General features: G+C 76.1%; 19 protein-coding genes. 14 read left to right on the top strand and 5 right to left on the bottom strand.

The genetic code is table 11. The annotated features are described in order from the left end of the window. Positions 1-110: 110 nt before the first annotated feature. From IE318_RS14120 to IE318_RS14170, 11 genes are all read left to right on the top strand, one after another. Positions 111-1,748, top strand: a complete 1,638-nt coding sequence (locus IE318_RS14120) for a carbamoyltransferase family protein (protein WP_189900269.1) — start codon at positions 111-113, stop codon at positions 1,746-1,748. Then, positions 1,745-2,782, top strand: coding sequence for a glycosyltransferase family 2 protein (locus tag IE318_RS14125; protein WP_189900271.1), 1,038 nt, complete (start codon positions 1,745-1,747; stop codon positions 2,780-2,782). The genes IE318_RS14120 and IE318_RS14125 overlap by 4 nt, the downstream gene beginning before the upstream one ends. Continuing rightward, the gene (locus tag IE318_RS14130) at positions 2,779-3,456 is read left to right on the top strand and encodes a D-glycero-alpha-D-manno-heptose-1,7-bisphosphate 7-phosphatase (RefSeq protein ID WP_373311164.1); all 678 of its coding nucleotides are present in this window, start codon (positions 2,779-2,781) and stop codon (positions 3,454-3,456) included. Before IE318_RS14125 ends, IE318_RS14130 begins: the two co-directional genes overlap by 4 nt. Continuing rightward, positions 3,456-4,451, top strand: coding sequence for a glycosyltransferase family 9 protein (locus IE318_RS14135; RefSeq protein ID WP_189900273.1), 996 nt, complete (start codon positions 3,456-3,458; stop codon positions 4,449-4,451). The genes IE318_RS14130 and IE318_RS14135 overlap by 1 nt, the downstream gene beginning before the upstream one ends. Then, positions 4,448-5,401 (top strand): glycosyltransferase, encoded by a 954-nt coding sequence (locus tag IE318_RS14140; protein WP_189900275.1) that lies wholly within the window; start codon positions 4,448-4,450, stop codon positions 5,399-5,401. Before IE318_RS14135 ends, IE318_RS14140 begins: the two co-directional genes overlap by 4 nt. Further along, positions 5,398-6,627 carry a glycosyltransferase gene (locus IE318_RS14145; protein WP_189900277.1) on the top strand — a complete coding sequence of 410 codons (1,230 nt, stop codon included), beginning with the start codon at positions 5,398-5,400 and terminating at the stop codon, positions 6,625-6,627. Before IE318_RS14140 ends, IE318_RS14145 begins: the two co-directional genes overlap by 4 nt. A gap of 28 nt (positions 6,628-6,655) precedes the next feature. Continuing rightward, on the top strand, positions 6,656-7,240 hold the full coding sequence (locus IE318_RS14150) for a D-sedoheptulose-7-phosphate isomerase (RefSeq protein ID WP_030180962.1): 585 nt from the start codon (positions 6,656-6,658) through the stop codon (positions 7,238-7,240). Position 7,241: 1 nt separating this feature from the next. Next, positions 7,242-8,633: a D-glycero-beta-D-manno-heptose 1-phosphate adenylyltransferase gene (gene rfaE2, locus IE318_RS14155; RefSeq protein WP_189900279.1), complete on the top strand. Its 1,392-nt coding sequence runs from the start codon at positions 7,242-7,244 to the stop codon at positions 8,631-8,633. Between the two features lie 152 nt (positions 8,634-8,785). Next, positions 8,786-10,015, top strand: coding sequence for a glycosyltransferase family 9 protein (locus tag IE318_RS14160; RefSeq protein WP_373311170.1), 1,230 nt, complete (start codon positions 8,786-8,788; stop codon positions 10,013-10,015). An 18-nt stretch (positions 10,016-10,033) separates the two neighbouring features. After that, positions 10,034-10,909, top strand: coding sequence for a glycosyltransferase family 2 protein (locus IE318_RS14165; RefSeq protein ID WP_189900281.1), 876 nt, complete (start codon positions 10,034-10,036; stop codon positions 10,907-10,909). Beyond that, positions 10,906-11,802: a glycosyltransferase family 2 protein gene (locus tag IE318_RS14170; protein WP_189900283.1), complete on the top strand. Its 897-nt coding sequence runs from the start codon at positions 10,906-10,908 to the stop codon at positions 11,800-11,802. The genes IE318_RS14165 and IE318_RS14170 overlap by 4 nt, the downstream gene beginning before the upstream one ends. A gap of 143 nt (positions 11,803-11,945) precedes the next feature. Here IE318_RS14170 and IE318_RS14175 read toward each other — a convergent pair whose 3' ends face one another. The 4 genes from IE318_RS14175 to IE318_RS14190 all read right to left on the bottom strand — a co-directional run bounded on the left by IE318_RS14175 (position 11,946) and on the right by IE318_RS14190 (position 14,370). Further along, positions 11,946-12,164 carry a hypothetical protein gene (locus tag IE318_RS14175; protein ID WP_189900286.1) on the bottom strand — a complete coding sequence of 73 codons (219 nt, stop codon included), beginning with the start codon at positions 12,162-12,164 and terminating at the stop codon, positions 11,946-11,948. Positions 12,165-12,249: 85 nt separating this feature from the next. Further along, entirely contained in the window at positions 12,250-12,570 is a 321-nt protein-coding gene (locus IE318_RS14180) for a DUF3040 domain-containing protein (RefSeq protein WP_030180950.1), read from the bottom strand. Between the two features lie 64 nt (positions 12,571-12,634). After that, a complete protein-coding gene (locus tag IE318_RS14185; RefSeq protein WP_189900288.1) occupies positions 12,635-13,591 on the bottom strand; it encodes a polysaccharide pyruvyl transferase family protein in 957 nt (318 codons plus the stop codon). A gap of 44 nt (positions 13,592-13,635) precedes the next feature. After that, entirely contained in the window at positions 13,636-14,370 is a 735-nt protein-coding gene (locus IE318_RS14190; protein ID WP_189900290.1) for an MgtC/SapB family protein, read from the bottom strand. 162 nt (positions 14,371-14,532) lie between these two features. On the opposite strand from IE318_RS14190, the gene IE318_RS14195 reads away from it, so the two are divergent. The 3 genes from IE318_RS14195 (at position 14,533) to IE318_RS14205 (ending at position 16,884) form a co-directional block, all read left to right on the top strand. Further along, positions 14,533-15,012 carry a TIGR03668 family PPOX class F420-dependent oxidoreductase gene (locus IE318_RS14195; protein WP_189900292.1) on the top strand — a complete coding sequence of 160 codons (480 nt, stop codon included), beginning with the start codon at positions 14,533-14,535 and terminating at the stop codon, positions 15,010-15,012. A 144-nt stretch (positions 15,013-15,156) separates the two neighbouring features. Continuing rightward, positions 15,157-15,573 (top strand): CBS domain-containing protein, encoded by a 417-nt coding sequence (locus IE318_RS14200; RefSeq protein WP_030180937.1) that lies wholly within the window; start codon positions 15,157-15,159, stop codon positions 15,571-15,573. A 129-nt stretch (positions 15,574-15,702) separates the two neighbouring features. Beyond that, complete coding sequence (locus IE318_RS14205; protein WP_189900294.1) at positions 15,703-16,884, top strand: winged helix DNA-binding domain-containing protein; 1,182 nt, start codon at positions 15,703-15,705, stop codon at positions 16,882-16,884. A 94-nt stretch (positions 16,885-16,978) separates the two neighbouring features. Here the strand turns inward: IE318_RS14205 and IE318_RS14210 are convergent, their stop codons facing one another. Continuing rightward, positions 16,979-17,806 carry a S1 family peptidase gene (locus tag IE318_RS14210; RefSeq protein ID WP_189900296.1) on the bottom strand — a complete coding sequence of 276 codons (828 nt, stop codon included), beginning with the start codon at positions 17,804-17,806 and terminating at the stop codon, positions 16,979-16,981. Positions 17,807-17,858 lie beyond the last annotated feature (52 nt).

Raw genomic sequence — 17,858 nt, forward strand, 5'->3', positions numbered from 1 at the left:
TTCACGTGTTTGAGACAGCTGGGCCGCGGCACCCAGAAGCCCGAAGTGCCCGGCGCACCGAGCGGTCCCCACTCGCTGAACCATCGCCGAACGGGACGGAGCCCACCCCCATGCGCATCCTTGGTATCAACGCCCTGTTCCACGACCCGGCCGCCGCCCTCGTCGTCGACGGCCGCACGGTCGCGGCCGCCGAGGAGGAGCGCTTCAGCCGACGCAAGCACGGCAAGCGCCCGGTGCCGTTCTCCGCGTGGGAACTGCCGGAACTCTCCGCCCGCTGGTGCCTGGAGCACGCGGGCGTCCGGCCCGGCGAACTGGACGCCGTCACCTACTCCTTCGATCCCGCCCTGGCCCGCCCGGCCGCCGACATGGGCCTGTTCGACCCCTGGGACCCGCTGCGCCTGGAGTACGCGCGCCGCGCCCCCGAGTTCCTCGCCGAGGCGCTGCCCGGACTCGACCCCGCCAAGGTGGTCTTCGTACCGCACCACATCGCGCACGCCGCCTCCGCCGGGCCCGCCTCCCCGCACCCCGACAGCGCCGTCCTCGTCCTCGACGGCCGTGGCGAGGCCGCCTCCCACCTCGCCGGCCGCTTCCACGACGACAAGCTCGACACGCTCGCCGCACAGGCCCTGCCCGACTCCCTCGGCCTGCTCTACGAGGAGCTCACCGACCACCTCGGCTTCCTGCGCAGCAGCGACGAGTACAAGGTCATGGCGCTCGCCTCCTACGGCAAGCCCCGCTTCCTGCCCCGGCTGCGCACGCACGTGCACGCCTCCGGCGACGGCGGCTTCCGCGCCCACGGCGTCGACTGGTCCGCCCTCGCCCCGCCGCGCGCCCCGCACCAGCCCTGGACCCAGGAGCACGCCGACCTGGCCGCGAGCTGCCAGGCGGTCCTGGAGGAGGTGCTCCTCGAGCTCGTCCACTGGCTGCACCGCGAGGCGGGCGGCGACGCGCTCACCATGGCAGGCGGGGTCGCCCTCAACTGCGTGGCCAACGCGAAGATCGCCGCGAAGGGCCCGTACCGGAACGTGTGGGTCCAGCCGGCCGCCGGGGACGCCGGCACCGCGCTCGGCGGCGCCCTGTACCTGGCCGCGAGCGAGGGCGACGTCCCCGCCCCCATGCCCGGCGCCGACCTCGGACGGAGCTGGAGCGACGAAGAGCTGCGCGGATGGCTGGAGCGGGCCGCCGTACCCTACGAGCGGCCCGGCGACATCGCCGAGGCGGTCGCCGAGGAGCTGGCCCGCGACGGGATCGTCGCCTGGTTCCAGGGGCGCAGCGAGTACGGCCCGCGCGCCCTCGGCCACCGCTCCCTGCTCGCCCACCCGGGCCGCGCCGAGAACCTCGAACGGCTCAACAGGGTCAAGGGCCGCGAGGAGTTCCGGCCCGTCGCGCCCATGGTGCTCGCCGAACGCGCCCACGAGCTCTTCCGGGGCACGCTTCCGAGCCCGTACATGCTCTTCGTGCACGACGTCCACCGCGACTGGCGCGACCATGTTCCCGCCGTGGTGCACGTCGACGGCACGGCCCGCATCCAGACGGTCGACGAGCGGCAGGAGCCACTGGTCGCCCGCATGCTGCGCGGCTTCGAGCGGCGCACCGGGCTGCCCGTCGTCGTCAACACCAGCCTCAACACCGCCGGCCGGCCCATGGTCGACGACCCGCGCGACGCGCTGGAGTGCTTCGGCTCCGCGCCGGTCGACCTGCTGGCGATCGGCCCGTACGCGGTGCGCAGGGGAAGGGCGTACGCGTGAGCCGCCCCGACGGGCCGGCCGGCCCCCGCACCACCGGACCCGCCTACGCCGTGGTGATCCCCACCCTGGCGCGGGACACCCTGGCCGACTGCCTGGCCGCGCTGGCCGCCGCGCACGGCCCCCAGCCGGACGAGATCGTGCTGGTCGACGACCGGCCCGAGCCCGAACCACGCGCCCTGGAGCACCCGTTGGCCGTGCTCGGCGACCTGCGCGCCCGTACCACCGTGCTCACCAGCGGCGGCCGGGGACCGGCGGCCGCCCGCAACACCGGGCTGCGCGCGGTCACCACGCCCTGGGTGGCCTTCCTCGACGACGACGTGCAGGTGGGCCCGCACTGGTGCGACCAGCTGGTCCAGGACCTGGCCGAGGCGAGCCCCGACACCGCGGCCGTCCAGGGCGTGATCGCCGTCCCCCTGCCCGGGGAACGCCGGCCCACCGACTGGGAACGGGGCACCGCCGCTCTCGCCCGGGCCCGCTGGATCACCGCCGACATGGCCTACCGCACCGACGCGCTCAAGCAGGTCGCCGGCTTCGACGAACGCTTCCGGCGCGCCTTCCGCGAGGACGCCGATCTGGCCCTGCGCGTCCTCGAGGCGGGCTGGCGCATCCGCCAGGGCCGCCGCACCACGCGCCACCCCGTCCGCCCGGCCGACCGCTGGGTGTCCCTGCGCGCCCAACGCGGCAACGCCGACGACGCGCTGATGCTGCGTCTGCACGGCCCCGACTGGTGGCACAAGGCGGTCGCCCCGCGCGGACGCATCCGTTCCCACCTCGCCGTCACCGCCGCGGGCGTGGCCGCCTGCGCGCTGGCCGCGGCCGGGCGGCGGCGGGCCGCCGCCGTCGCCGGGCTCGGCTGGGCGGCGGGCACCGCGGAGTTCGCCTGGGCGCGGATCGTGCCCGGGCCGCGCACCCGGTACGAGGTGACCACCATGGCCGTCACCAGCGTCCTCATCCCGCCCGCCGCCAGCTGGCACTGGCTGAGCGGAATGTGGCGCCACCGGGCGGCCTCCGCCTGGCAGGAGGTGGCCTCGTGAACCCGGCCAGGCCCGTGAAGCCGGTCAGGCCCGTGAACCCGGTAAGGGCCGTGCTGTTCGACCGGGACGGCACCCTCGTCGAGGACGTGCCCTACAACGGCGACCCCGAACGGGTGCGCCCGGTCGAGGGCGCCCGCGAGGCCGTGCGGCTGCTGCGCGCGGGCGGCATCGGAACCGGTGTCGTCACCAACCAGTCCGGAGTGGCCCGCGGGCTGATCACCCCCACGGACGTCCGCCGTGTCGACGAGCGTGTCGACGAACTCCTCGGCCCCTTCGACGCGTGGGCCGTCTGCCCGCACGGCCCCGGCGACGGCTGCCGCTGCCGCAAGCCGGAGCCGGGTCTGATCCTCTGGGCGGCCCGGCGGCTGGGCACCCCGCCCGACGCCGTCGTGGTGATCGGCGACATCGGCGCCGACATGGAGGCCGCCCGCCGCGCGGGCGCCCACGGCATCCTCGTCCCCACCCCGGTCACCCGACCGCAGGAGACGGCCGCAGCCGACCATGTGGCCCCGGACCTGCTGACGGCCGCGCGCGCCGTGCTCAACGGCCCGCCCTGGGGCCGCGACCTGGCCGGCGAACGCCCCCTCGAGGCCGCCCACACCACCACCGGCTCCGGGCGGCCCGCGCCCGAACGAGCCGGCCGGGAGGCCGCGATGAAGACCCGGAGGCCGTGATGAAGGCTCTGGTCACCCGACTGGACAGCTTCGGTGACGTGCTGCTCGCCGGGCCGGCCGTCCGTGCCGTGGCCGCCCGCGCCGAACGGGTCACCCTCCTGTGCGGGCCGCGCGGCGAACCCGCCGCCCGGCTGCTGCCCGGTGTCGACGAGATCCTCGTCTGGGACGCGCCCTGGGCCTCCTTCGAGCCGCCGCCCGTCGACCGCGCCGAGACCGACAAGCTGGTCGACTCCCTCGCCTCCCTCGACGCCGAGACCGCCCTGGTGCTGACCTCCCACCACCAGTCCGCGCTGCCCACCGCGCTGCTGCTGCGCCTGGCCGGCGTACCGCACATCGCCGCCGACAGCGTGGACTACCCGGGCTCCCTGCTCGACGTACGCCACCGGCGTGCCCCGCACGCCCACGAGGCCGAGGCAGCGCTCGACCTCGCCGGGGCCGCGGGCTTCCCACGCGCCGACGAGGGACGGCTGCGGGTGCTGCCCCCGCCGGACACCACCGGCCTGACCGGCCCCGGGCCGTACGTCGTGCTGCACCCGGGCGCCAGCGTCCCCGCGCGCGCCTGGAGCCCGGAGCGCTGCGCGGAGGCCGTGCGCGAACTCGCCGCAGCCGGACACCGGGTGGTGGTCACCGGCGGCCGCGGGGAGAAGGGCCTGACCTCGCACGTGGCCGGCGGGCGCGGGCTGGACCTCGGCGGCCGCACCGGAGCCGCCGAACTCTCCGGTGTCCTGGCGGGAGCCGGCGCGGTCGTCACCGGCAACACCGGGCCCGCACACCTGGCCGCCGCCGTCGGCACCCCCGTCGTCTCCCTGTTCGCGCCGGTCGTGCCCGCCGAGCGCTGGCGCCCCTACGGAGTGCCGTACGTGCTGCTCGGCAACCAGGACGCGCCCTGCGCCGGCAGCCGCGCCCGGACCTGCCCGGTGCCCGGGCACCCCTGCCTGGAGTCGGTGACCGCGCACGACGTGCTCGCCGCCGTGGAGAAGGTGATGACGACGTGAGGATCCTCATCTGGCACGTGCACGGCTCCTGGACCACCGCGTTCGTCCAGGGCCCGCACACCTACCTCGTGCCCGTCACTCCCGGCCGCGGACCCGACGGCCTGGGCCGCGCCCGCACCTTCGACTGGCCCGGGTCGGTGATCGAACTCCCGCCGGAGCGACTGCGGGAGGCCGGCGTCGACCTCGTCGTCCTGCAACGCCCGCACGAGTACGACCTCGTACGGCGGTGGCTGGGGCGCCGCCCGCCCATGGTGTACCTGGAGCACAACGCCCCCCACGGAGACGTCCCCGACACCAGGCACCCCGTCGCCGGCCTGCCCGGCGACATCCCGCTCGTGCACGTCACGCACTTCAACCGGCTGATGTGGGACGCCGCGGGCGCCGAGACCGCCGTCATCGAGCACGGCATCGTCGACCCCGGCCCGCTGTGGACCGGGGAGCTGCCGCACGCGGCGGTCGTCGTCAACGAGCCGGTCCGGCGCGGCCGTACGACCGGAACCGACCTGCTGCCCGCCTTCGCGCGGGCCGCCCCGCTGGACGTCTTCGGCATGGGCACCGACGGGCTCGCCGGCCACCTCGGCCTGCCGCCCGGGCGCTGCCGCTCGCACGAACTGGTCCAGCGCGAGCTCCACACGGCGATGGCCCGGCGCCGCCTGTACCTCCACCCGGTCCGCTGGACCTCCCTCGGGCTGTCCCTGCTGGAGGCGATGCACCTCGGCATGCCCGTGGCCGCCCTCGCCACCACCGAGGTCACCGAGGCGGTGCCCCCGGACGCCGGAGTGGTCTCCAACCGCATCGACGTACTGACCGACGCCGTACGGGACTTCGTCGCCGACCCGGCGCACGCCCGCGCGGTCGGCGAACGGGCGCGGACCGCCGCGCTCGCCCGCTACGGGCTGACCCGCTTCCTGGACGACTGGGAGCGGCTGCTGAAGGAGGTGACCCGATGAGGATCGCCATGGTGTCCGAGCACGCGAGCCCGCTCGCCGCGCTCGGCGGGGTGGACGCCGGCGGCCAGAACGTGTACGTCGCCCGGCTCACCGAGGAACTGGCGCGCCGCGGACACGACGTCACCGTCTACACCCGGCGCGACGCCCCCGGCCTGCCCGACCGGGTGCCGCTGCCCGGCGGCGCCGTCGTCGAACACGTACCGGCCGGACCGCCCGAAGCCCTTCCCAAGGACGCCCTGTTCGAGCACATGCCGTCCTTCGGCGCGTATCTGGCGCGCGTCTGGCGCCGCGAGCGGCCCGACGTGGTGCACGCCCACTTCTGGATGTCCGGGATGGCCTCCCTGCTCGGCGCCGCCCCGCACGGCATCCCCGTCGTGCAGACCTTCCACGCCCTCGGCACCGTCAAGCGCCGCCACCAGGGCCGCGCCGACACCAGCCCGATCGAACGCATCGGCGTGGAACGGCAGATCGGCCGGACCTGCGAACGCGTCCTGGCGACCTGCACCGACGAGGTCCATGAACTCGCCGACATGGGCATCTCCCCGCGCCGGGTGTCCGTCGTGCCCTGCGGCGTCGACGCCGACCGCTTCCACCCCGGCGCCGACCCGGCCACGGCCCCCGCGCCCGCCCGCGCGCAGCGCCACCGGCTGCTCTCCTGCGGCCGGCTGGTCCCCCGCAAGGGCTACGACCAGGCGATCCGCGCTCTCACCCGGATCCCGCACACCGAACTCCTCGTCGCCGGCGGCCCGCCGGCCGGGCTGCTGCACACCGAACCCGAGGCCGAACGGCTGCTGAAGCTGGCCGTGGCCGAGGGCGTCGCCGACCGGGTACGGCTCCTCGGCGCCGTCGACCCGGCCGCCATGCCCGCGCTGATGCGCGGCGCCGACCTGGTGCTGTGCACACCGGTGTACGAGCCGTTCGGGATCGTGCCGCTGGAGGCGATGGCGTGCGCGGTGCCCGTTCTCGCCACGGACGTCGGCGGCCACCGCGACTCGGTGGCCGACGGACGCACCGGCCGGCTGGTCAGGGCCGGCGACCCCGTCGCCGTCGCCGCCGCGGCCCGCGAGCTGCTCGGCAGCGACCGGCTGCGCCGCCGCTACGGAACGGCCGGCCGGGAGCGCGTCCTCGCCCGCTTCACCTGGCGGCGTGTCGCCGACGGCGCGGAACAGGTCTACCGGCGGGCCAGGGGCACCGCCGACGGCGCACTGGACTCGGAGGTGGCGTGATGGCCACCGACTCCCCGGAGGTGACGTCATGAGCGTCGACACACCGGCCGTCGCCGGGCACTGCGACGAACTCCTCACCGCGCTCGGACGGTTCCGCGGCTGCGCGCACATCACCCAGCGCTGGGGCGAGGGGCTCGCCGCCGTCCTCGGCGGCGGGGGACGGCTGCTGGCCGCGGGCAACGGCGGCAGCGCCGCCCAGGCCCAGCACCTCACCGCCGAACTCGTGGGCCGCTACCGTGACGACCGGCCGCCGTTCTCCGCGATCGCCCTGCACGCCGACACCTCCAGCACCACCGCCATCGCCAACGACTACGGCGTGGACCAGGTGTTCGCCCGTCAGGTGCGCGCCCACGGCCGCCCCGGCGACGTCCTGATGCTGCTGTCCACCAGCGGCGCCAGCGCCAACCTGCTGTCCGCCGCCGACGCGGGCCGGGCCGCCGGCCTGCGCGTCTGGGCGCTGACCGGACCGGCGCCCAACCCGCTCAGCGCGGGCAGCGACGAGGCGCTCTGCGCGGCCGGGGCCTCCACGGCCACCGTGCAGGAACTCCACCTGGTCGCGGTGCACATGGTCTGCGCGGCGTTCGACGCGGCGCTGGCACGGGGCGGGAGGTGACATGACGGGCAAGGAACCCCTGGTCGTGGTCGGCGACGCCCTGCTCGACCGCGACCTGACCGGACACGCGGACCGGCTGGCGCCCGACGCGCCCGTCCCGGTCGTCGCCGACTGCGCGGAGCGGGTACGGCCGGGCGGCGCCGCCCTCGCCGCGTACCTGGCCGCCCGCGACGGCCGCGACGTCACCCTGATCACCGCCCTGGACGACGGCCCGGGCGGCCGGGAGCTGCGCCGGCTCCTGGAGCCCTTTCTGACCGTCGTCCCGCTCCCGATGAGCGGCGAGGTGCCGCAGAAGACCCGCGTCCTGGCCCAGGGCCGCCCCGTCGTCCGCCTCGACCACGGCGCCGGCCGCGCCCGTGAGGCCACCGATGAGGCCCGCGCCGCGCTCGCCGCCGCCTCCGCCGTCCTCGTCTCCGACTACGGCCGGGGCGCGGCGGACACCCTGCGGGCCGAGCTGCGCGGGCGCCCCCCGGAGGTCTGGGACCCGCACCCGCGCGGCGGCCCGCCGGTGGCGGGCACCCGCCTGGTCACCCCGGCCCGCGCGGAGGCCCACGGCTTCGCGGCCGCACTGCCCGCGGACCGGAACCAGAACGGCGCTGACGCGCCCCGCAGCGACCTGCGCACCGTCGCCCACGAGGCCTGCGCGCTCGTACGGCACTGGCGGGTCGCCGCGGTCACGGTGACCCTCGGCGCGCGCGGCGCCCTGCTGTCGTACGGCGAACACCCCCTTCTGGTGCCGGTGCCGGCCGCCCACCACGGCGACCCGTGCGGCGCCGGCGACCGCTTCGCCGCCACGGCGGCCGGACAGCTCGCGGACGGCGTGCTCGTCGGGGAGGCCGTGGAGGGCGCCGTCACCGCGGCGACCGCCTTCGTGGGCGCCGGCGGGGCGGCCGGTCTGCTGGGCCCCCCGCGTGCCGCCGGCACCGCGCCCCCGGCGGACGACCCGGCCGGCCTGGTCGCCGAGGTCCGCGCGACCGGCGGCACCGTCGTCGCCGCGGGCGGCTGCTTCGACCTGCTGCACGCCGGACACGTCGGCCTGCTCCAGGCGGCCCGGAGGATCGGCGACTGCCTGGTCGTCTGCGTCAACTCCGACGCCTCCGTACGGCGCCGCAAGGGCGAGGGCCGGCCGGTCAACCCGCTCGCGGACCGCGTCCGGGTGCTGCGCGCCCTGGCCTGCGTCGACGCCGTCGCCGTCTTCGACGAGGACACCCCCGAACGCCTCCTGGTCGAACTCCGCCCCGACGTCTGGGTCAAGGGCGGCGACTACGCCGGCGCCGAACTCCCCGAAGCGGCGCTCCTGGACGAATGGGGCGGCCAGGCCGTCCTGCTCCCCTACCTCGACGGCCGCTCCTCGACGGCCCTGATGGCCAGGGCGGCGGAGGGCGCGCGATGACCGGAACCCCTTCCGGGCCGCCCGTGACGGCCCACCCGCCGACGGGGCCGCACGGGCACCTGCGCGGCGCCGCGCGACCCATGCCCGAGGACACGCCGCAGGCCCGGCCCGCGGCGGCCCGGACAGCCGGACCCTCGGCGCCCGCAGTCGCGATGGGCTCCGGGTCCGGCTCCGCGTCCGGGTTCGGGGGCGCGGCCGCCCTCGGGCGTGCGGAGCCCGGCGACGTGCGCGGCGCGCTGTGGGCGACCGGCGGGTGTGCGGCGGCCGGGTCTCCCGGCGGTGCCGGGGGGCGGGCCCGGGCTCCGCTGGGCGACCGGGCCGGCGCCGGGCGCCCGGCACCTCCAGGCGCGGGCGGGCCGGTGGTCCCCGGCGAACCTGCGAGCGGGTCCGGTGAGAGCGAACCGGCGGTGGGGGCCGGGACCCGGGCCGTCGGCGTCCGGCGGTTGCTGGTGCTCCGGGCGCTCGGGCTCGGGGATCTGCTGGCCGGGGTTCCGGCGTTGCGGGGGCTGCGGCGGGGGTTTCCAGGGCATGAGATCGTGCTGGCCGCGCCCGCCGGGCTCGGGCCGCTCGCGGCGGCGACGGGGGCCGTGGACCGGTTGCTTCCCGCCTCCGCGCCCGGACGGGCCGTACCGAGCGCCCTCGACTGGACCGGCCCGCCCCCGGAGGTCGCCGTCGACCTGCACGGCAACGGGCCGCCCAGCCACCGGCTCCTCGCGGACCTGGGCCCTGGGCGGCTGTTGGCCTTCGCGCATCCGGAGACACCCGGCATCGAGGGGCCGCCCTGGTACGCCGACGAGCACGAGCGGGACCGCTGGTGCAGGCTGCTGCGGTGGTACGGCGTCTGCGCCGACCCCACCGACCTGCGGCTGCCGCCGCCCACCGCCCACTCCCCGGCCCCCGGCGCGGTCGTGCTGCACCCCGGCGCCGGATCACCGGCCCGCCGCTGGCCCGTACGCCGGTTCGCCGCCGTCGCCGAGGCCCTGCGCGCCCGCGGCCACCGGGTCGTCGTCACCGGGGGAGCGGACGAGGGCGATCTCGTCGCCACCCTCGCCAAGAGGGCCCGCCTCGCCGACACCGACGTCTTCGGCGGCGGCCTGCCCCTCGCACGGTTCTCCGCGCTGGTCGCCCGCGCCCGCGCCGTCGTCAGCGGCGACACCGGCATCGCACACCTCGCCGTCGCCCACGCCACCCCGTCGCTCACCCTGTGCGGCCCCGTCCCGCCCAGCCGCTGGGGACCGCCCCGGGACGACCCCCGCCACCGCGCCCTGTGGCACGGCCCGGAGGGCGACCCGCACGGCCGCAGCCCCGACCCCGCACTGCTCAGGATCGGCACCGAAGAGGTCCTGGACGCCTTCGACGCGCTCCCCGAGCCGCCGGACTGACCGAGGTGGACCGGACCCATGGAACACACACCCGTCGGCGTGGTCATCGCCACCCGCAACCGGTCCGCAGGGCTCGCCGTCACCCTCCGCCACCTGCTCGCCCTCCCCGAACGCCCCGAGATCGTCGTCGCGGACAACGCCTCCACCGACGACACCCGCGCCCTGCTCGCCCGAGAGTTTCCGCAGGTGCGGGTCCTGTCGCTGCCGTTCAACCGCGGTGCCCTCGCCCGCACGCACGGCGTCCGCGCCCTGCACACCCCCTACGTGGCCTTCAGCGACGACGACTCCTGGTGGGCGCCCGGCGCACTGGCGCGGGCCACCCGCCACTTCGACGACCACCCCCGGCTCGGCCTGCTCGCCGCCCGCACCCTCGTCGGCCCCGAGCAGGAACCCGACCCGCTGAACAAGGTGCTCGCCGACTCCCCGCTCGGCGAGGCCACCGACCTGCCCGGCACCCAGGTCCTCGGCTTCCTCGCCTGCGCCTCGGTCGTCCGCCGCACCGCCTACCTCGACGCCGGCGGTTTCCACCCCGTGCTCTTCTTCGGCGCCGAGGAGACCCTGCTCGCCTACGACCTCGCCGCGCGCGGCTGGGGCGTCATCCACTGCCCCGACGTGGTCGCCCACCACCATCCGGCATCCGGCCCGCGCCCCGACCGCCCCGCGGTCATGCGCCGCAACGAACTCCTCACCGCCTGGCTGCGCCGGCCCCTGCCGTACGCCCTCGCCCGCACCCGCGCCCTGGCCGCCGACGCCCGCCGCGACCCGCAGGCCCGGCATGCCCTGAACGAGACGCTCACCCGCCTGCCCGCCGCCCTCCGGGCCCGCCGCGCCCTGCCCCCGCACATCGAGCGCGCCGCCCGTCTGCTGGACACGGACCGCGGAGGCACCCGATGACCGATCCCCGCACCACCGTCGTGGTCATCACCCACAACCGGCGTCCCGAACTCCTGCGCACCCTCGACCACCTCGCCCGGCTCCCCGAACAGCCCGAGGTGATCGTCACCGACAACGGCTCCACCGACGGCACCTCCGCCGCCGTGGCCCACCACCACCCGCAGGTACGGCTGCTGCGCCCCGGCCGCAACCTCGGCGCCGTCGGCCGCAACCTGGCCGTGCGCCAGGTCCGCACCCCGTATGTGGCCTTCTGCGACGACGACTCCTGGTGGGCGCCCGGCGCGCTCTCGGCCGCCGCCGACCTCCTGGACCGGCACGCCGCGCTCGGCTCGGTCACCGCGCGGATCCTCGTCGAACCCGGCGGCAGGGAGGACCCGATCGTCGAGGAGCTGCGCAACTCACCCGTCCCGGGGCCGCCTTGGCTGCCCGGCCCGGCGCTCGGCTCGTTCCTCGCCGCGGCGACCGTGCTGCGCACCGACGCGTTCCGGCGCGCGGGCGGCTTCCACCCACGGCTGTGGCTCGGCGGTGAGGAGGAACTGCTCGCCGCGGACCTGGCCGCCGACGGCTGGTGGCTGACGTACGCCGAGCAGTTGACGATCCATCACCGTCCCTCGCCCGTACGGGACTCCACCCGCCGCCGACGGGACGGCATCCGCAACACCCTGTGGTTCACCTGGCTGCGCCGGCCGGCCGGGTCCGCGCTGCGCCGCACCCTGCACCTGGCCCGTACGGTGCCCCGCGACACGGCGTCCCTGCGCGCCTTCGCCGCGGCGGCGGCCGCGCTGCCCTGGGTGCTGCGCGAGCGGCGTGTGCTGCCGCCCGATGTGGAGGGGCGGCTGCGGCTCCTGGAGGGCAGTCAGCGCCGGTCGAAGGCCCGCCGCTACACAGGCTGAAGCAGGGCGGACGGGGTGAGGAGGGGACGGTCCGCACCGGGACGGGACGGCGCCCCGCCCCGGTGCGGACCGAGGACTCGTGCAGCGGTGCGGACCGAAGACTCGGCGCCGCGGGACTCGGCGTCGCGGTGCGGACCGAGGACTCAGCCCGTCCTCCCGGACCGGCCGGTCCTCCCGGAGCGTTCGCTCTTCGGGCCCCGGCCGCGCTCCGTGCGCGGGCCGCTGCTGCGCAGCTTCGGGTCCTGCTGGAGTTCCTCGTTCGCGGCCTTGTTGGCGTCCTGGTCGGAGATCCCCGACCGCTCCGCCTCCTTGCGCATCCTCGCGCGCTTGACGTCGTACTTCTTGCTTCCGGGCTCGGGCACGACGATCACCTCCTGCCCACGCGGGTCCCCCCGGCCCCGGTGGACAAACGGGTCAAACGGCGCGAGCGAGCCCAGGCGGTCTCGCTCAGGACGTTCGCGATCGCCGGCACAGCAGCCGGAAGACGGCGTACAGCGCCACCGGCCACACCACGGCGAACGCCCAGATCACCCCGGGGTCCGAGGTGACGATGCCCGCCGTCATCAGGGCGACGGAGACGGCCAGCAGGGCCACCACCGTCCATGGCCGGGGCGCGTACCGCGCCACCCGGGAGACCACTCCGGCGAGGTCCGGGCCCCGGCGGCGCGAGACGCGCAGCCGCCGGACCAGCCGGCGGTCACGGCTCAGGGCGCGCTCTATCTCGTCCAGTATCCGCTGTTCGTGATCGGGGAGTCGGCTTGTCGACACTGTTGCTCCTACAGGGACCGAGCTAACTGCCGCGTCCTGCTCCGAGTGCCCGTACGCCCCCGTGCTAACCGGCGGGCGGCGGCCGCAGTACCGCCGGCAGGCCCTCGGCGCTGTCCCGCCCGGCATCCGCCGCGAACGCGTCGCCCCGCCGCCGCGCCGCCGCCCGGCCCGACGTCAGACACCAGTCCCACCAGCGGTCCAGCTCGGCCGTGGCCAGCCGCTCCGCGGGCACCAGCGCGGGCCAGCCGCAGGCACGCGCCTGAGCGGTCACCTTGGCGCCGCCCGCCACCGGGTCCACGGCCAGCGCTGGCGTCCCGGCCCGCAGCGCGAGCACCATCCCGTGCAGCCGGTCGGTGACCACCAGGTCCAGGCGGGCCAGTACCGACTGGAGTTGGGCGGGCGTGGCGCACAGCCGCCAGTCGCGGGTGTCGAGCCGGGTCTCCAGCTCCAGGCGCGCACAGTCCCTGCCGTGCAGCCAGGCGGTCACCTCCCGGGCGACCACGTCGTGGCGGCGGGCCGGCCCGTACTCGTGCTGCCCGTGCGTGAGGACCACGCCGACCACCGGCCGCGCCGGCAGGGCGGGAGCGCCCGCAGCCAGGTCCAGGGCGGGTTCGGCCGCCGGGGCGTCGCGGGCGAGGACGCGGTGGAAGCCGGTGACGGCCGGGCTGCCGGGGTCGATCACCGAGACGCCCACCGCGATCCGCACACAGTGCGCGAACCTGCGGTGCAGCCGCTCGATCTGCGGCCCGTGCAGCGGCCCGCACACGAACACCAGCCGCCCGTACCGCTCGGGGCGTACGTCCTCCAGATGCAGGCCGCCGGGCCGGAACCCGGGGCTCCAGGCGACGTCGTACGCCGGCCCGGACCGCCGCAGTACGTCCTCCACCCGGTGCAGCGCCAGCACGTCCCCGGCGGTCGCCTCCCCGTCCGGAAAGCTGAACCACCCCGTCAGCAGAGTCCGCGGCTCGTCCTGTCGCAGGTGCACAGTGCGCCCCGGGTGCCCTCCCGCGCCCGAGGCCATGCACCGTGTGCACCGCCTACGCCCGCTGGGGCGGAACCCGCCTCCTACGCGTCGTCTTCTTCGCCCAGACCGAGCTGCACGTCGATGACCCCCTCGTCGTGGAACAGTTCGGAGGCCAGTTGCCCGGCGTCGGTGGTCCCCTCCAGGCGCAGCAGCACCCGGGCGGCGGCGTCCGTGCGGCCGGGCAGCCGGTCGGCCCTGACCTCCAGGATGCGAAAGCCCCGCCGGGTGCAGGCCTCCAACAGCCGCGGCAGCAGCGACCGGCCGGTCAGATACGTCAGACGGACCTCGACCGTGCCGGGCACCCCACCGCCGGGGAACCGCCCCGCGATGTGGGGATAGCCGCGTACGACGAGGAAGTGCAGCGCGGTGGTGGCCAGGGCGAGGATCGGCAGCCCGCCCCCGCAGGCCATGCCGACCGCGCAGGTCAGCCAGATGGTGGCGGCGGTGGTCAGCCCGCGTACCGCGCTGCGCCGTACGAAGATCAGACCGCCGCCGATGAAGCCGATGCCGGAGACGATCTGGGCGGCCACCCGGGACGGGTCGAAGGACACGTTCGGCAGGCCGAGCACCTCGGTGAAGCCGTGCTGGGACACCTCCATCATCAGCGCGCTGGCGACCCCGACCAGGGTGTGGGTGCGCAGGCCCGCGCTCTTCTGCTGTGCCTCCCTCTCCCAGCCGATCAGGCTCGACAGCAGCAGCGCGAGCCCGAGCTCGGCCAGCTGGCGCAGACCCTGACCGTTGGCCACGTCCCACAGCGGAACCGCAAGCCACGGCATGCCTCTCCCTTCGTCGGGGGTCCCACCGGCCTTCTGCCGCCCATTGTGTGGCCGACCGGCTGCTGGGCGGGTACCCGGCGCGGCGGACGGACACGGTCACGGTTCGGTGACACCGACACGGTCACTGACGCCGACACGGCAGCGAGGACGGGAGTGAGGCCCGTGCCACGGATGGATCCCGACCAGGCGCGGCGGCGGTTCGCGGCCGCGCGAGTGGCCCGGCTGGCCACGGTGGACGAGGCGGGGCGCCCGCACCTGGTGCCGGTGGTGTTCGCCACCGACGGCGCCGACGGCATCGTGACGGCGGTCGACCGCAAGCCGAAGCGCACGACCCATCTCAAACGGCTGCGCAACATCGAGGCCCACCCGGCCGTCTGTCTGCTCGCCGACGACTTCGACGAGGACTGGGACCGCCTGTGGTGGGTCCGCGCCGACGGCGACGCCCGGATCCTGCCGCCGGACGCGCCGGACACGTCGGAAGCCGGGACCCGGGAGCGGTACGAGGCCGCCCTCGCCGAGTTGCGTCGCAAGTACCCGCAGTACCGGCAGGACCCGCCGGACGGCCCGGTGATCGCGGTCGCCGTCCACCGCTGGACCGGCTGGCGGGCGGGCCCCGCGCCGGAGCCGGACCCGGGAGGATGAGGCGCGCCGCCGAGGCGCCCGCGGAGGAGGCCCAGGGGGCCTGCTCGCATGGCTTCATGGCGCCCTCGGCCGGTTTGGGACCGTCCTTTCTGGCTACGCGGCGGGCAGCAGGCCGTCCGTGGACCCGTTGCGGGAGGTGCCCCCATGACCCACCGAGTACGCGATGTGATGTCCCCCGGCGCGGTGGCCGTCGAGCCGATGACCACGCTGGAGGACGCCGCCCGCGTGATGCGCGAGCAGAACGTGGGCGATGTCCTGGTGGCGTACGACTGCGACCTGTTCGGCGTCCTCACCGACCGCGACATCGTGATCCGTGCCGTGGCGTACGGCAGCGACCCGCACACCACCACCGCCGGATCGGTCTGCACCAGGCCGCCCGTCGTCACCCTGTCGCCCGAGGACACCACCGATCGCGCGGCCGAGCTGATGCGCCAGTACGCCGTGCGCCGGCTGCCCGTCGTCGAGCACGGCGGCTGCCCCGTCGGCATGGTGAGTCTCGGCGACCTCGCCGTCACGGAGGAGCCGGAGTCGACCCTGGCGGACATCCGGAAGGCGGACTGACGGCACGACGGACCGACAGTTCGACGGCACGGCGGACCGGCCGGAGTTCCGACGCCGTGCCGCGGTGACGCCCGAAAAGCGGGTGCAAGCGGACAGAACCTGTCCTCGATCGGCGCTACCGTGCCGGGCATGACCAAGAGGGCGACGACCACCGCGACGAGCCGTACGAAGACCTCCCCGACTGCCCCCGTGCTGGGGGTGCGCGCGCTCAACCGGGCCACCCTGGCCCGGCAGCTGCTGCTGCGCCGCTCCGCGCTGGACGCCAGGGCCGCCGTGCGGCACCTCGTGGGCCTCCAGGCGCAGAACGTCAGGCCGCCGTACTACGCCCTGGCCGCCCGGCTCGACGGCTTCGCACCCGAGGAGCTGTCCCGGCTGATGGCCGGCCGCGAGGTCGCCCGCATCGTCACCCTGCGCTCGACCATCCACACCCACACCGCCGACGACTGCCTCTCCCTGCGTTCCCTCGTCCAGCCCGCCCGCGAGCGCGAACTCACCCTGTTCCGCCGGGGGCTCGCGGGCGTCGACCTCGACCGGCTCGCCGCGATCGCCCGCGACCTCGTCGAGGCCGAGCCGCGCACCATGGGGCAACTACGCGAGGCGCTGTCGGCGACCTGGCCGGACGCCGACCCGCGGGCCCTCGGCGTCGCCGCCCGCTGTCTGCTGCCGCTCGTCCAGGTCACCCCGCGCGGACTGTGGGGCCGCAGCGGACAGGTGGCCCTGACCACCGCCGAACACTGGTTCGGCCGGCCCGCCGGGGACACGCCCACGATCGACGAGGCCGTCCTGCGCTACCTCGGCGCGTTCGGACCGGCCTCGGTGAAGGACATGCAGACCTGGGCGGGCCTGACCCGGCTGCGCGACGCCTTCGAACGCCTCCGCCCGAGGCTGGTCACCTTCCGCGACGAGAACGGCGCCGAGCTCTTCGACCTCCCCGACGCGCCCCGCCCCGATGCGGACACCCCGGCCCCGCCCCGCTTCCTGCCCGAGTTCGACAACCTGCTGCTCTCCCACGCCGACCGCACCCGCGTCGTCCCGCCCCGGTACAAGGGCCGCGCCGCGACGGGCAACCAGGCCCACCGCACCCTCCTCGTCGACGGCTTCCTGGCCGGGCTGTGGAAGCTGACGGACGACGCGCTGGTCGTCGAGGCCTTCGGCGAGCTGAGCGCGGCCCAGCGCCGGGACGTGACCGAGGAGGGGCAGCGGATGCTGTCCGTTCTGCACCCGGGTGCGTCGTACGGCATCCGGTTCGGCACCGTCGTGGGGGGAGCGGCGGCCCCCGCCGGGACCGGGAAGCCCGCCGCCGGCCACTGAGCGCGGAACGCCGCTGTGGAGAGGGGGCGTTGCGGGCCGCTCGTGGTGGCTCGCAACGCCCCCTGGCATTCACCCGAGGGGTCCTCGGGGGCCTTCAGGAGCCGATCTGTGCCGTGACCAGCGTGGAGAAGGTGGTCAGCCGGGTGTACACACCCGGATAACCCGCCTTGGCACAGCCGTTGCCCCAGGAAGTGATCCCTGCCAGGACGCCCCCGACTAGCAGGGGACCGCCGCTGTCGCCCTGGCAGGTGTCTGTGCCGCCGGAGGAGTATCCGGCGCAAACCATGTCGCTCGCGACGAAGTCGGAGCCGTAGGCGCTCGCGCAGTCGGCGTCGGACGCGACCGGCACGGTCGCGGTCCGCAGCTGGTCGGACGAGCTGCCGCTTTCCGAGGTGGTGCCCCAGCCGAGGACGCGGGCGGTGGTGCCGGCTGCGTACACGCCCGTGTCGGTGGGGGAGACGTACGGTGCCGTGGCGTACGGCATCTGCGTCGACAGCGTCAGGACGGCCACGTCGTCCCCGCTCGCGGCGTCCGTGTAGCCCGGGTTGATCCAGATGCCGCTGACCTCGCTCACCGTGCCGTCGGTGCCGTCGCGGTAGGTGCGCCCGCCGACCACCCGCACACCGGCGGCGGACTCACCGGCCACGCAGTGCGCCGCGGTGACCACCTTCCTGGCCGCCACCAGGGTGCCGCCGCAGAACTGCCTGCCGGACGCGTCCGTGACCTGCATGACGAAGGGGTACGCGGTCGTCGTGGTGGGCGTGCCGCCGACGATGGGCTGGGGGACGTCGTGCGGGGGGCGGGCGGCCGCGTCGGCGCCGGGGGCGGTGAGCAGCACGGTCGCGGCGCCGGCGGCGCAGGCCGCGAGCGGGGCGGCGGTCCGTCTGCCGCGTGCCCGTCTGGCGCGAGTGGGGCCGAACATGCGTCTCCTCGGGGGCCGCCGGTGGGGGTTCGCACGGGTGGGGTGGAGCACG

The organism is Streptomyces spiralis (assembly GCF_014654675.1).
GTDB lineage: Bacteria > Actinomycetota > Actinomycetes > Streptomycetales > Streptomycetaceae > Streptomyces > Streptomyces spiralis.